The sequence below is a fragment of the Ancylobacter sp. genome (assembly GCF_965229075.1).
Classification (GTDB): Bacteria; Pseudomonadota; Alphaproteobacteria; order Rhizobiales; family Xanthobacteraceae; genus Ancylobacter.
Genome location: NZ_CBDDIO010000001.1, coordinates 1010256 through 1024434, shown reverse-complemented (window position 1 = coordinate 1024434; position 14179 = coordinate 1010256). Strand labels below are relative to the sequence as shown.

13 protein-coding genes are annotated in these 14179 nt (G+C 66.6%); 2 read left to right on the top strand and 11 right to left on the bottom strand.

Annotated features, from left to right (window positions below):
- Positions 1-8: 8 nt before the first annotated feature.
- Positions 9-1103 carry a TRAP transporter substrate-binding protein gene (locus ACO07Z_RS05045; RefSeq protein ID WP_421697675.1) on the bottom strand — a complete coding sequence of 365 codons (1095 nt, stop codon included), beginning with the start codon at positions 1101-1103 and terminating at the stop codon, positions 9-11.
- A gap of 299 nt (positions 1104-1402) precedes the next feature.
- On the opposite strand from ACO07Z_RS05045, the gene ACO07Z_RS05040 reads away from it, so the two are divergent.
- The gene (locus ACO07Z_RS05040; RefSeq protein WP_421697674.1) at positions 1403-3751 is read left to right on the top strand and encodes an acetamidase/formamidase family protein; all 2349 of its coding nucleotides are present in this window, start codon (positions 1403-1405) and stop codon (positions 3749-3751) included.
- Positions 3752-3864: 113 nt separating this feature from the next.
- Here the strand turns inward: ACO07Z_RS05040 and ACO07Z_RS05035 are convergent, their stop codons facing one another.
- From ACO07Z_RS05035 to ACO07Z_RS05015, 5 genes are read right to left on the bottom strand one after another with little or no spacing between them, the layout of a single operon-like run.
- On the bottom strand, positions 3865-4965 hold the full coding sequence (locus tag ACO07Z_RS05035; RefSeq protein ID WP_421697673.1) for a DUF917 domain-containing protein: 1101 nt from the start codon (positions 4963-4965) through the stop codon (positions 3865-3867).
- The gene (locus ACO07Z_RS05030) at positions 4965-5642 is read right to left on the bottom strand and encodes a DUF1989 domain-containing protein (RefSeq protein ID WP_421697672.1); all 678 of its coding nucleotides are present in this window, start codon (positions 5640-5642) and stop codon (positions 4965-4967) included. The genes ACO07Z_RS05035 and ACO07Z_RS05030 overlap by 1 nt, the downstream gene beginning before the upstream one ends.
- A 41-nt stretch (positions 5643-5683) precedes the next feature.
- Positions 5684-6400, bottom strand: a complete 717-nt coding sequence (locus ACO07Z_RS05025; protein ID WP_421697671.1) for an amino acid ABC transporter permease — start codon at positions 6398-6400, stop codon at positions 5684-5686.
- 4 nt (positions 6401-6404) lie between these two features.
- Positions 6405-7064 (bottom strand): amino acid ABC transporter permease, encoded by a 660-nt coding sequence (locus tag ACO07Z_RS05020; protein ID WP_421697670.1) that lies wholly within the window; start codon positions 7062-7064, stop codon positions 6405-6407.
- Positions 7065-7104: 40 nt separating this feature from the next.
- A complete protein-coding gene (locus tag ACO07Z_RS05015; RefSeq protein ID WP_421697669.1) occupies positions 7105-7950 on the bottom strand; it encodes a transporter substrate-binding domain-containing protein in 846 nt (281 codons plus the stop codon).
- 127 nt (positions 7951-8077) lie between these two features.
- Here ACO07Z_RS05015 and ACO07Z_RS05010 point away from each other — a divergent pair, with 127 nt between their 5' ends.
- The gene (locus ACO07Z_RS05010) at positions 8078-9013 is read left to right on the top strand and encodes a LysR family transcriptional regulator (protein ID WP_421697668.1); all 936 of its coding nucleotides are present in this window, start codon (positions 8078-8080) and stop codon (positions 9011-9013) included.
- Positions 9014-9478: 465 nt separating this feature from the next.
- On the opposite strand, the gene ACO07Z_RS05005 is transcribed toward ACO07Z_RS05010, so the two are convergent.
- The 5 genes from ACO07Z_RS05005 to ACO07Z_RS04985 form a co-directional block, all read right to left on the bottom strand.
- A complete protein-coding gene (locus ACO07Z_RS05005; RefSeq protein ID WP_421697667.1) occupies positions 9479-10807 on the bottom strand; it encodes an amidase family protein in 1329 nt (442 codons plus the stop codon).
- Between the two features lie 72 nt (positions 10808-10879).
- Complete coding sequence (locus ACO07Z_RS05000) at positions 10880-11581, bottom strand: RraA family protein (protein ID WP_421697666.1); 702 nt, start codon at positions 11579-11581, stop codon at positions 10880-10882.
- Between the two features lie 17 nt (positions 11582-11598).
- Positions 11599-12384, bottom strand: a complete 786-nt coding sequence (locus tag ACO07Z_RS04995) for an SDR family oxidoreductase (RefSeq protein WP_421697665.1) — start codon at positions 12382-12384, stop codon at positions 11599-11601.
- 12 nt (positions 12385-12396) lie between these two features.
- Complete coding sequence (locus ACO07Z_RS04990; RefSeq protein WP_421697664.1) at positions 12397-13257, bottom strand: aspartate dehydrogenase; 861 nt, start codon at positions 13255-13257, stop codon at positions 12397-12399.
- On the bottom strand, positions 13254-14162 hold the full coding sequence (locus ACO07Z_RS04985; RefSeq protein ID WP_421697663.1) for a polysaccharide deacetylase family protein: 909 nt from the start codon (positions 14160-14162) through the stop codon (positions 13254-13256). Before ACO07Z_RS04985 ends, ACO07Z_RS04990 begins: the two co-directional genes overlap by 4 nt.
- Positions 14163-14179 lie beyond the last annotated feature (17 nt).

The following is a 14179-nucleotide window of genomic DNA, read 5'->3' as shown; positions in this document are numbered from 1 at the left end:
ATCCGAACTTATGAGCCCCGGCGGATCTGCGTTTGGTACACGGCCTCGGAGAGGCCAGCCCACTGGCTGTGCTCGGCCGCGAACTTGCTGAAGGAATCGTAGACCTTCTTGATCTTCGGATCGGAATCCGCGAGCTGCTGCAGCGTTGTAGTGGTGACCTCGCGCAGCTTGTCGACCACCGCGGCGGGATAAGGCGCGGCGATCACGCCCTGGTTCTTCACGAGGTCGGTCATCGCCTCGCCATTGGTCGCTTCGCACCAGGTGTGGCTCAGCACGTTGCAGGCCATGGCGGCAGCGCGGACGATCTCCTTCAGGTCGTCCGGCAGGCTTTCCCAGGCGGCCTTGTTGATGACCAGCTCGGTAACGTTGTTCGGCTCGTGCCAGCCGGTGGTGTAATAGTACTTCGCCGCCTTCTGCAGGCCGAGACGGCGGTCCTGATAGGGCCCGACGAACTCGGCCGCGTCGATCACGCCGCGCTCCAGCGCCGGGAAAATCTCGCCACCGGGCAGCAGCTTCACGTCGACGCCAAGCTGCGCATAGACCTTACCGGCAAGGCCGGGAATGCGCATCTTCAGGCCCTTGAAGTCCTCGACCTTCTCGATCGGCTTGCGGAACCAGCCGGACATCTGCACGCCGGTATTGCCGAGCGGCATCGGCACGAGGTTGAAGGGCTCGTAAAGCTCCTCCCACAGCTTCAGCCCGCCACCGTGATAGATCCAGGCGTTCTGGCCCTGGAAGTTCAGCCCGAAGGGCACGCACGTGAAGAACTGCGCCGCCGGCACCTTGCCCGCCCAGAAATAGGAATTCGCCGCGTTCATCTCGACGGTACCGGAGGACACCGCGTCGAAGCCTTCCAGCGCCGGGATCAACTCGCCGGCGGCGAAGTGCTGGATGGTCAGCCGGCCGCCCGACATCTTGCCGACGAGATCGCAGAAATAGGTCGGGCTGCCGGGCCCGGCGACATAGAAGGGCGCGCCCGGGCCATAGGCGTTGGTCATCTTCCAGCTGAAGCTCTGCTGGGCGCGCGCGACATGCGGCGCGGCAATGGTGGCGACGGCGGCCGTACCCGCCAGACCGGCGCCCAGGAATCCACGACGATCCATTGTTGTTCCCCTTTGTCCGGATAGCGCCACATGCGGCGCCGTGATCGGGCGCCACTAAGCCGCCGTCATGCCGTATCGGCAATGCCCCTAAAGAGGCAGACGGGTGACTGAGTGCGTTTAGCGATTCAGAAGTCAGGCGTAAAAACCGCGTGATTTCCGTAGGTTATTACACTCTGACGAAAAATTGCGCAGCGGGGCCAGGTTGAAGCGCGACAAGTTTTTGTGCGCCATTCGTCAAAGTGCTTCACTGGCGATCCGGCGCCGCCTGCGCCATTCCTCGGCCCATGAGTTCCGCTGCCATGAACCGCGCCGTTCCCATCTCGATCAACGCCTTTCCCGCCTCCAAGCAGGAGACGGCGTGGCGGGAGACGCTGGCCTCGCTCGGGCTTGCCGCGCAGCTCTCCGACACCGACGCCTTCCATTTCGGCGAGGTGTCCATCAAGCGCTCGCCGACCCGGGCGACCTTCGCCCTGTTGCGCTCGGCCGCGCAGAAGCTCACCGCCTTGGATCAGGCCGCCCGGAACACCCGGGAGCCGACGAGCAGCGAACCGCCGATCCTCATCGGCTTCGTCACCTATGGGCGCGGGCATCTCACCGATTCCGGCCGGCGCGCCGCCGAATTCGCCGATGGCGACCTCTGGGTCTGCGATCCCGCCACCCCTTTCTCGGTGCAGTTCCGCAAGGATTTCGAGCTGCTGCTGCTGTGCCTACCGCGCGAGCGGCTTGTCGGCCGCTTCAGCCGCGCCGCCACCGTGCCGACGCTGGTGCTCGGCGAAACCGTGTCGGCGGCGGCGGCACGCCCCCTGATGCGGGCGCTTGCCTCGCATTTCGCTGTCATGGAGGATGGCGACGTGATGGCCGCCGAGCCGGCGGTGACGGAACTCGTGCTCTCCGCCCTGCTCGCCGAGGCCCGGCCGGAAGAGGATAACGCGACCCAGGTGCAGGCGGCGCATTTCGCCCGCATCTGCGCCCAGATCGAAGCGCGCCTGCGCGAGCCCGATCTCTCGGTGAACGACATCGCCGGCGCGGAGGGGCTGTCGGCCCGCTACATCCAGCGGCTGTTCGAGGGGCAGGACCGCTCCTTTTCCGACTATGTGCGCCATCGCCGGCTGGAACAGTGCCGGCTCGATCTGGTCAACCCGCAGCACGCCGACCGCTCGATCGCCGAGATCGGCTTTCGCTGGGGCTTTGCGGATCAGGCGCATTTCAGCCGGGTGTTCAGCGCCGCCTATGGCATCTCGCCGCGCGACTACCGCAAATCCTCCGGCGCGACCGTGGAGACGCGGTGGACGCGAGGCCGCCCCATGCATTCGGGGGCCCGGCCCGCCCGTCCGGCGCCGGCGGCCGCGCCCGCCACAGGGGCCCCCGATGTGCCGGCGTCGGTGCGCCCGCGCGAGGTCGTCGCACCCGGCCATCATCACCTGCCGGTGTCCCGCGAGACGGTACACTGGGGCTACCTCTCTCGCACCATTCCCCCTGCCCTGCGCGTGCGCTCCGGCGCTCGCGTAACCATCGAGACCCTGACCCAGCATGCCTATGACGATCATGAGCGGATGATCGCCGGCGATCCCGGCGCCGAGAGCGTCTTTCGCTGGACCGCCGACTACAAGGCCGTCGACCGTCGCGGCGCAGGGCCGGTCAACGCATCCATCTTCGGGCGTGGGGCCGGCGAGGGCTTTGGCGTGCATATCTGCACAGGCCCCATCTTCGTCCACGGCGCCGAGCCCGGCGATGTGCTGGAAGTCGAGATTCTTGACCTGAAGCCGCGCCCGAGCGCTAACCCGGCCCATGCCGGCTACGCCTTCGGCTCCAACGCGGCGGCAGCGTGGGGCTTTCATCATGACGACGTTCTGGACGAGCCGCGCAAGCGCGAGGTTATCACCATCTACCGCACCGACGCCGCCGGGGAGAGCGGGTTCGCGGAAGCGGTCTATTCCTTTCGCTGGGCACCGCAAACCGACCCGTTCGGCGTGGTGCACGAAACCATCGACTACCCCGGCGTACCCGTCGACCATCGCCGGATCGAGAAGCGCGAGAAGGTGCTGACGGGCGCGCGGATCCCCGTCCGCCCGCATTTCGGCTTCATCGCGGTAGCTCCGCGCGAGAGCGACATGGTCGACTCGGTGCCGCCCGGCTATTTCGGCGGCAATATCGACAATTGGCGCGCCGGCACGGGTTCATCCGTCTATCTGCCGGTGGCCGTGCCCGGCGCCCTGCTCTCCATCGGCGACCCGCATCTGGCGCAGGGCGATGGCGAAATCAGCGGCACGGCGCTGGAATGTTCGCTCACCGGCGAAATCCGCCTCGTGCTGCACAAGCGCGGGGAGACCGACAAGACCTTCCTCAACGGGCTCGGTGCGCCGCTGATCGAGACGCCCGATGCCTGGCTGCTGCACGGCTTCAGCTACACGAACTACCTGCGCGAACTTGGCCGCAACGCGCAGTCCGAGGTGTTCAAGCGTTCTTCGCTCAGCCGCGCCCTGCGCAGCGCCTTCCGCGCCACCCGAAAATTCCTGATGGAGCGCTACGGGCTCGACGAGGACGAGGCGATCTCGCTGATGTCGGTGGCGGTGGATTTCGGCGTGACGCAAGTCGCCGATGGCAATTGGGGCGTGCACGCCAAGATTAGTAAGTCGATTTTTCCATAGAGCACCGCAGCATCACGGCGTCCCACTCACAGCGGACATCGTGCGGCCCTATGGCGCGAAGCATGCCGGACGGCGATGTGCAGCCGTCCAATTCAATCAGCAGGCATCCGGCGCTAACCCGCGTCGAAACCGAGACGGGCGGGGCCCAACAGTTCAAGGCCCGCCGGCGTCCGCCAGATCGGATCAAGCGCAGGCACAGCGACAGCCACCACCTCCCGGCCCGGCTCGACATCCCCCAGGGTCGTTAGCGGTTCAAGAGTGCGCGCATCCAGCACGGCAATTGGGTCGGGGCTGTTGGCGATGATCCGGTCGCCCTGCCAGACTAGGTGGTGCTCGTTCTTTACCCAGATGCGGAACGTCTCGCCCGCCTGCGTTTCCGTGCCCGCAAAGTAATAGTCGAGATCGCGGAAGCGGTAAGGCTCGGCGCTGCGCCAGCGCACCTCCGTGGTGCGGCCGGTGAACAGCTGGCGTCCGCCCGTACGCGTGAACAGCGCCGCGAGCCGTTCATCGACCGGATCGATGCCGCCGAGGATCGCCCCCACCTCTTGCGCCACGGCGACGCTACCTGGCACGAGCCCGGCGGCGAATGAGCCGATGGGCGCGAGATAGGCAGCGCAGGCGAGGCCTCGGCCATAGACGGCAGCATTGATCTGCCGGGCCAGCCGGTCGGTTATGGCCGCGCCCTGAGTCTTCAAGAGCACGGTCTCGTTGCCGAAGCGGTCGACCAGTGCCGCCGGCGCCGGCGCGAGGCCGGAGAGATCGAGCTTGGCAAGACCGAGTTCGGGAATGGAGCGGCCGGTTCCGTCGCATTCGAGCACCGCTTTGCCGAGAATATCCGCCGCGACGAGGGTCGCGGCCATGCCGAGGCTGCCCAGTTCCACGACCGCGAGGGCCGCGATCTGCGTGCCCGTCGCCCGTTCCAGCGCCTGAATGGCACGGGCGAAACGCAGCGGCATGGACAGGTCGGCTTCGGGCCCGCCCAGCGCGGCACGCAGGGCGAGCGGCATGTCATCGGCGGGGTCGCGTCCGCCGATCACGATGGTCGCGCAGGCATAGGCGTCCGCCGGTAGATCCGTGGGCGCGGTGAAGCGCGGTGTCCAGCCCGGGCCGAAATGGGCGCGCAGCAGCGCAAGGCCGGGTTCGGCGCGCCCTCCGCCGCCGGTTCCGTAGAAGACGAGGCCGCGAAACAGATCGTCCAGCACCGGGTTGCTCATCACGCGGCCTCGGTGTCGTAGACGACGAGACCGAGCCGGGTCGCCTTGAACCCGTTGCAGATATTGCGCTCCTGCGGGCAGTTGGAGATCGCCACGACCAGATCCATCTCGGCCCGCAGATCGATGAAGTCGCCGGGTTTCGAGATCGGCGCGATCACCTCGATGTCGCCGGCGGGGCTTACAGGGACATTCATGAAGATGTTGAAGGTGTAAGGAATTTCGCTCAGCCGAACGCCATAGGGCTCCATGACGGCGGCGAGGTTCTCGCGACAGTTGGGCTGATGCGCCGCCTTGTCACCATAACGCAAACGGTTGAGCCCGGGGCAACAGGAGCCGGCGAGGATGTCGTGCCGCCCCACCGTGTCCTGGGTGATCTTCAGCATGGGATAGGCATCGACGGAGCGGATGTAGTCGCCGGTCGTGAGATGAATATTACCCTTCACCATGACGGTGGTGCTGTGGGAGATCTTCTCGACGAGGTTGTGTCGGTTGAAGCAGATGAAATCCGCCACCTGCTGCCCATCGAGGTCGACGATGCGCAGCGTCTCGCCCCGATCGAGTTCGAACGCGATCCGACCCTTCGGCTCCAAAACGCGCTCCCAACGGCGCGCCCCCGGTTCGCCGGGAAGGCCGCTTAGCTCCGAGAGACGGCCGGGCGCATCGAGCGACGGGTCCATGGCGTTTGTTCCTTTCTTGTTGGATGGCGGACCTGCGGGCTTCAATGGCGAAAGCCATCGAGCGCCAGATAGCGGCGCGCCACGGGGCTGCCGCGAAGCGTGTTCCGGCGGCGCTCGCTCGCGCCCCGGTCGAATTGGTCCAGCAGGCCGCCAAGCGCGGCCGCCAGCAGCCAGTACAGCGCCGCGGTGATGATGAAGGTGCCGAGCGTATCGAAGGTCTCAGCCTGGATCCGCAGGGTCGCATGCGTCAGCTCCGGGACGGCGATGACGGACAGGATCGCGGAATCCTTGAGCAGCATGATCGCGATGACCCGCGCGGGCGGGAGACCCACACTGACCATCTGCGGGGCGATGACACGGCGCAGAGTGACGCATCGCGATAGTCCGAGGCTTCGGGCGGCTTCGGTCTGCCCCATCGGCACCGCGCGGTAGGCGGCGAGCAGAACTTCGGCGAAATAGGCCGAGCCGTAAAGCGCGAGCGCAATGATGCCGCTTTCCCACGCAGTTGGGCGCACACCCAGCCTCGGTAGCCCGAAATGGACGAGAAACAGCACCATGATGAAGGGCGCGTTGCGCAGCACCTCGATAAGCCCAGAGGCGGGCAATCGCCGCAGCGTCTGGCGGGAATGCTTGCACGCCGCCAATGGAATCGCGGCTACAAGTGCGAGCGCGATGCCGGCGAGCGACACTCCCACGGTGAGCAGCAGGCCATCTGCCAGCATCGGCCAGTAACGGAGCGCGAGATCGAACGTGGCCATGGTCTTAACGACTCCCCGCGCGCATCAGGGACTGGAGCACGCCGCCGATCCGACTGGCCAGCATGTTAAGGGCGACATAGATGGTGGCTGCGGCAAGCAGGGTCTCGAAGGGGTGATAGTTCACCGCATAGATCTGCTGGGCGGTACGCATCATATCGGTAACGGTGATCACCGAGAGCAGCGCCGTCGCCTTCAGCAGGATGGTGAACTCGTTCACCAGGGGGCCGATACTGAGCCGCAGGATTTGCGGCAGCAGCACCCGCGTCCACACGCAGACCGGCCGCAGCCCAAGCGCGGCACTCGCCTCGATCTGCCCGGGAGGAATGGCGCTCAGCGCGCCCGCGAAGATCTCGTTCATGAAGAAGGCGCTGCACAGCGCCAGAGCCAGCGTCCCGGCAACGGCCGGCGACAGGTTCAGCCCGGCCGCCGGAAGCACGTAATAGGCGAAAAGGATCAGCACCAGCACGGGTACGCCGAAGACGATGCTGCGCAGCGCGGCCAGCACCAGGCTGAGCGGGCGCCATTTCAGCACGCGCAGCAGTAGCAACCCGACCGCGCCAATGAGTGCCGCCACCATGGCGGCGCCGGCGATGGCGAGACTGATCCAGCTGACGGCGAGCAGCCTTGGCAGCGCGTCGACATAGGCGGACCCGTCAAACGCCATCACTCGTCCCTCTTACCCGGCCCTTGCCGTTACCGCGCGGTCACAGCGCGCCGGGCGGGAGGTAGCCGGCATCGGGAATTTCCATTGTGAAGCCGAACCATTTCTTCTGGAGTTCCGCCAGCTTGCCGCTGTCGCGCAGTTTCTTGATGACAGCGGAAATCCGCGCCCGCAGGTCTGGATCGGCCGGGCGCGTGACCCAGGCGATGTAGCGCGGCGTCTGGCTGATCGTCTCGCCGACGGCAAAGACGCCCGGCTTTTCCTTGATGAGCGTGGCGACGTTCGGCCCGCTCTGCACCACGGCGTCCAGTTCGCCGCTGGCGAGCGCGACATAGACTTCCGGGAAGGAGGGGTAGAGCTTCAGTTCCTTGAAGCCCTTGCCGCCCGCGGCCTTGAGCGCGGCATCGGCCTTGCGGGCCTCCTGCTCGGTGGTGGTGCCGAGCTGGGTGCCCACCACCTTGCCTTCAAGATCCTTGACGCTTGAGATCGGGCTGTCAGCCCGCTTGAGGATGACTTCGCTGCTCACCGCGATCGGCATGGTGAAGGCGTATTTGGCCGCGCGCTCCGGGGTAATGCCGACGGAGGTCGCCACGAAGTCGAACTTCTTGGCGTCGAGGCCCGGCAGAATGCCCTGGAAAGGCACGTCGAGTTGGATCAGTTCGACGCCGAGATCGGCGATCACCACATCGAGGATGTCCTTGCCGTAGCCGACGATCTTGCCGTCCTCGATGAATTCGAAGGGCGGAAAGGCGGCTTCGGTGCCGACGGTCACCTTCTTCTGCGCCAGAATGGTCGCTAGCGTATCCGCCTTCACCGACCAGCCCGCGCACAGGGCGGTCAGGGCAAGCGCGGTGACGCTGGCCAGCCGCCAGCAGCTCCTTTTGATCATCCCAGTCTCCTTTGAGCCCGTCGTGCATTGTGCAGGTGCGAACAGGCTAGGAGTGCGTGCGTCCGCCCGCTAGCATCATTAACTCAGGCAAGCGCTGCCTTTTTGGCAGCGGGTAACGGAGGCGCCCATGCTGCATTCCCGTCTCATGCGCTACATCGACGAGGTCGCTCGCGCCGGCTCGATGCGGCAGGCGGCCGAGCGGCTCGGCATCGCCTCCTCGGCGATCAACCGGCAGATCCTTGCCTTCGAACAGGAACTCGGCGTCGCCGTGTTCGAGCGCCTGTCGAACGGCGTGCGCCTCACCGCCGCCGGCGAGTTGCTGGTCGAGCACATCCGGGCGACGATGAAGGATCATTCGCGCACGATCAGCCGCATCAGCGACCTGAAGACGCTGCGGCGCACGCGGATCAACGTCGCGACGCTGGAAGCGCTGACCGCAGATGTGCTGGCGCCCGTCGTCAGCGCCTGGCATATGGCCTATCCGCTGACGCACATCACGCTGATGGCGATGCCGGCGGACAGCATCGCGCTGGCGGTGGGTGGGGGCGAGGCGCAGTTCGGCCTGGGTTTCGACCTGCCGCCGCAACCGAACCTCAAGGTCTACAGTTCCACCCGCTGCAGCGTCGGCCTCGTGGTCGGCCCGGATCATCCGCTCGCCAGCCGCAGCAGCGTGCGAGCCAGCGATCTCGCCGGCCACCCCTTCGCCCTGCCGGCACCGGGCCTCACCTTGCGGACCATCTTCGACCGCCTCACGCGGCGCTCGCGCCTCGCCATCGAGCCGATCGTCGAGAGCAACTCGATCGACCTTCTCAAGCGCCTCGCTCGCCTGAGCGGTCTCGCCACCGTGCTGACCCGTGCAGATGTGGAACTGGAACGCCTCGGCGGAACGTTGACGTTCGTTCCGATCATCTCCGAGGAGATCAGCTGGCAGACGCTCGTCATCGTTCACAGGACCAGCGCCCAGCCTTCCGGCCTCACCCTGCGGTTCGCCGAGAAACTCGCGGATGTCATCCAGCAGATCGGGGATGGAGGCGTCAGCAGTCGCAGCTTTGTTGACCGATGAGGCTCCGAAATCACGAGCTTTCACGGGCACCCCTTTGGCGGAGCGTGGCGGCTGCGAAGGGATCAAGACGTGAGATCTGCGAGCTATCTTGTCGACCTAGTGTCCGGTGCCCCCTCTCCCTGCAGAACCTAAGTGACACCGTGGCGCCTTCTATCTCGACGCAATTTCACATAGCTGTTCGAGGTTTCACCTTGGTCGGCGCGCCAAATACCGTCGATATACCGCTACATCACGATATTGCCGCCGAATACAGACATACGTCGCTTGACTGGCCAGCAGATCGCTCGGCCCCAGGGCTTCATTCTGAAACTTCAGTCTGAGGTTATTGCTTCGCCCTACGGCGGCGATGGAGCGCCTTGGCGCAAGATCGAGACAACCGTCCCTATCCGAAATATGCGTTTCAGCATCCAGGTTTATAAAAGCTTGGTATTGTCGCCGTGGAGCGAGACGAGGCGGTCTGTGCCTTTAGGCCCGTAGAAGATGCTCCAGCCAGTTCGCCTGTGCCAGCACCAGGTCATCTCGTCCCGAGACCGCGCAAAGCTGGGTCGAGAGCGGCAGTCCCTCTGCTGTCCATCCGGTTGGCAAGGCCACGCTCGGCATATCAAGAAAGCTGGCGATCATCGTCAGCGCCAGTGTCGCGACATTGACCTCAGCGAAGTGCGCGGGATCCGCCTCCAGCGGTGCCAGCAGCGGCGGGATATGCTTGACGGTCGGCAGGATCAGCGTCGCGCCACCGAGCTCGCTGCGCAGTCGCTGCATTTCTATTTGACGTATCGAGACGAGTTCCGCCGCCGCCTCGGCCGAGATGCAGGCGGCTCCGTCGAGCCGGCTCAGCACGCGGGCATCGACAAGGGGGCGCTTCGGACCGGTCAGCGTGTCGAGGTGCAACTGGCGCGCTTCATAAGCGCCGAGCCAGCCGAGCCTCGTAATGGCCTCTCGGGCACGGTGCCAGGCCTCGACGCGCTGGTGGCGCACCGTCGCGTGACGGGAGAGTCGCGCCAGAACCTCCTCGAAGTGAAACCGGACAGGCGCTGTAACCGCCGGGTCATCGAGTATGGAATCGTCGATCACGAAATGAAGTGCCGGCTCCGGCAGCGGCAGCGGCGCCAGGCCGCGCATCGCCGCATCCATCGTGGCGCAATCGGCAACACTGCGGCCGAGCGGCCCGAGGCTGTCGAGGCTCTTTGCGAGAGGAAACACGCCCGCCATGTCGTAGCGCGCCTGCGAGGCCTTGTAGCCGACGCAGCCGGTGAAGGCGGCGGGCACCCGTACCGAACCGGCCGTGTCCGTTCCGATTGCCGCCGGGACGATCCCACGCTGCACGACAACCGCCGAGCCGCTGGAGGAGCCGCCCGGCATGCGCGCGCTCCCCGGCAGGTCCGACGTCGGCGTGCCGAAATGCGGGTTGGCGCCGAGACCGGAGAAGGCGAACTCGCTGAGATTGGTCTTGCCGATCGGGATGAAGCCGAGGCGCCGCGTCGCCGCGACCGCGGGCGCATCCACCGTCACCAGCGGCGCCTCGTCGCGGGTGCGCGAACCGGCGCTGGTGCGCGTGCCGACGATATCGAACAGGTCCTTCCACGCGATCGGGACGCCGTCATGGCGACTGAGTGGCGACCCCTCCGTCCAGCGCCGGCGGGCAGCATGGGCTTCCGCGAGCGCGGCTTCTTCTATCAGCGTGATGAACACGGCGTCGGACGCCCGCGCCCGCTCCAGCGCGCGCTCGACCAGTTGGACCGGCTCGGTTCGACCCGTGGCGAGGTCGGCGGCAAGATCGTCGAGACTCTCGGGCATGCTCGGCTCCGGCGTCGTGGGAAGCTCCCGGCCGGCAAGGGATGATCCCGGCCGGGAGCTGTCTCCTGTGTGTCAGACGTGGCCGTACTTCGCCAGCGCATCGGCAAGCGACAGGCCGCTGGCCAGTTCAGCACGGATGGCGACCTCGGTGCGGGTGAGGCGCTCGGCCTCGACGAGCACGGTCTCGACCATGCTGGCGGGGATGACGATCACCCCGTCCTCGTCGCCGAGCAAGAAGTCGCCCGGCGAAACTTCGACGGTGCGGCTGGTGGCGCCGCGCATGACCACCGGCACCTGCCAGGCATTGACCTTCCAGCGGCCGATCGACTGGGTCGGCGTTCGGTAGCGCGCGAAGACCGGAAAGCCGTGCTCACCGATCCAGCGTATGTCGCGGATACCCCCGTCGATCACCGCGCCGACGCTGCCGCGCTCCTTCATGCCCAGCGCGATCAGTTCGCCGAAATAGCACACGCCCTCGCCGTCGCCACTCCAAACGGTGATCTCGTCGGGGCCGACGCCGTGGCAGGCCTTCATCTTCTCAGCGTCGCCGCCGAGCGGGTAAGGCGTCTTCTGCCCGCGGATCGTGTAGGCCCATCCGGCGATGCGGTTGTTCTGCGCGGGATAGGGCGCGAAGTCGGCGGCAAGGCTCTGGTCCATGAATCCGAGCGTATCGAGCACGTCGGCGACGTTCGAGGTGTCGACGGCGAGGTAGCGCCGGCGGATATCGGCCTTCTGTTCCGGGGTGAGGGTTGGTGCGTTGTCCGTGGCGGTCATCGGGGTGTCTCCCTGGGTCAGATGTTCGGCAGATAGCCGCCGTCGACGCGGATCACCGAGCCGGTGATGTAGGCGGCGCGAGCGCTGGCAAGAAAGGCGACGGCGTCGGCATATTCCTCCGGCGTGCCGTAGCGCCCCACGGGGATGGAGCCCGTGCTCTCGGCTATGACGGCCTCGACGGTCCGCCCCTCGCGCTCGGCCTTCTGCTCGTCCAGGAACCTGATGCGGGCGGTGGCGATGCGGCCGGGAAGAATGACGTTGGCGGTGATGCCGTCCGGCGCCACTTCTCGTGCCAGCGACTTCGACCAGCCGACAAGGGCGGAGCGCAGCGAATTGGAGACGCCGAGATTGGGAATGGGCGCCACCACGCCGGATGAGGTTGACGTGATGATGCGGCCCCATTTGCGCACCCGCATGTTCGGCAGCACGCGATCGGTGAGATGGATCACCGAAAGCACCATGGCGCGGAATTGCGTCTCCCAGCTTGGCGGCGCGACACCATGGGCGGGGCTCGGCGGTGGCCCGCCGGTGTTGTTGACGAGGATGTCCACCGGGCCGAGCGCCGCCTCGATCGCGGCCACATGGCCGTTGCAGGAGTCGATGTCGGCGAGGTTCCATATCAGTGGCAGCGCGACACCGCCCGACGCCTCGATGGCGGCCTGGGTGGCCATCAGCGCCTCGGCGTCGATGTCGGCGAGGGCGACCTTTGCCCCTTCCGCCGCCAGTGTCCGGGCGATGGCACGGCCGAGCCCGCCCCCGGCACCGAGAACCAGCGCCGTGCGTCCGTTCAGTTCCAGATCCATGGGAATGACTTTCTACGATCCGACCCGCAGCGGCGCGGTTAGCTTGCGCAGGTAGGAAATGACCGAGAGCGCGGTGATGCGCCCGGTCTTGGGGTTGTCGGTCGGTATGTTGGCGATCGACATGGTGAAGCTCGCCGAATCCGCATCGACCTCGATCGTATGGGTGTTGCGCGTGAGCGTGGGATCGGCCCAGATCTCCAGCCGGGTCCGGTCCGGCCCGATGCCGGCCAGTGCCAGCGCCACGGCGACGTTGAGATTGGCGGGAAAGCCGATCGCCGCCTCGCGCGGGGTTCCGTCGAAGATGCGAAGCGGCTCGGTGATGTCGTCAATGGCGATGTCGTGCTCGACCAGATAGGGCGCCCCGACCAGTCCCCTCACCGGCTTGCGGGTGATCATGCGCACCGAACGGATGTCGCCCTCCGCCGCCGCCGTCACCGCATCCAGCCCCAGCAGGGCGCCAGTCGGCACCACGATCTGGCCGCCGTGGGTGCGGGCCAGCTCGACGAGGTTCTGATGCGACAGGATCGCCCCGGAGGAGAGCACGATCACCGTCTTGCCCGCCCTGAGGAAGGGTTCGGCGATGGTGGGCAACAGTGCCGCTGGTGCGCATTCGACGACGATGTCGGCAAGGGCCTCCAACTCCTCGACCGGCACTACCGGCACCGCGCGCCGCAGATGCGCTAGCCGCTCGGCGGCGCGGACGCGGTCATGCGCCGAGACCGCGACGAGCGCGCAGCCGGGCATGCCCTCGTCGAGTGCATGAGCCACGCGCAGGCCGACGGCGCCGAGGCCGGCTATGGCGACGCGAAGCACGCCTCTGCTGTGATCGGGCGTGACCGGCGCGGATGCCGGCTCGGTGCGGGGAGAACTCATGACTGCGTGCCTTGCGTGGAAAGATCGCCGGGTGCGGGGAACAGCGTCGCGTAATGCTGTGCGCAGGCACCGGCCGTGGTGAACCAGATGCGGTCGCGATGGCGGGCAAGCGCGTCCATCACTCGGCGGAACTGCCGGAGGCGGAAGGGCTGGCCGACGATGAAGCTGTGAATGGTGATGCCGTAGACGAGCGGCTGGCGTTCGGACTGCGCCAGCATCTCCTCGAGATTGTCGATCGCCATGTCGGCGAAGGCATTGGCGGTGCCGTCATGCAGCACAACCATGGGCACGTCGTTGACCTCGTGCGGATAGGGCATGGCGAGCAGCGGGCCACCAGCAGTCTTCATCCACACCGGCTGGTCGTCGATCGGCCAGTCCAGCGTGTAGTCGTAGCCGGCCTGCGCCAGGAGGTCCTCGGTGCGCGCGCTGGGATGCGCGCCGGGACTCATCCAGCCGGCGGGAGGCCTGCCCTCCTCGTTGCCGATGCGGGCCGTGACCTCGGCGATGAGCGCGCGCTCGCTCGCCTCGTCCATGCCGTTCTGGTGTTCGGAATTGGTACGGCCATGAGCGACGATCTCGTCGCCGCGCCGGCGATGGGCGGCGACCAGTTCCGGGCAATGGTCGTAGCAGGCGCTGTTGAGCAGCACGGTCAGCGGAAGACCATACTCCTCGAACAGTTCAATCAGCCGCCAGCCGCCGACGCGGTTGCCATATTCGCGCCAGCCCCAATTGTAGGAATTCGGATGGCTGAGCCCCGGCGAATAGGCGAGCCCGAGCCCGGAGCCATAGGAGAAGTGCTCCACGCACAGCGCGACATAGACGGCGAGGCGCTTGCCGTCCGGCCAGGAGAAGTCCGGCCGGGCGGTGATGGGCGAATAGGCGAAGCGGTCATGGGACGGCAGCATGAAAGGGCTCCAGTCGA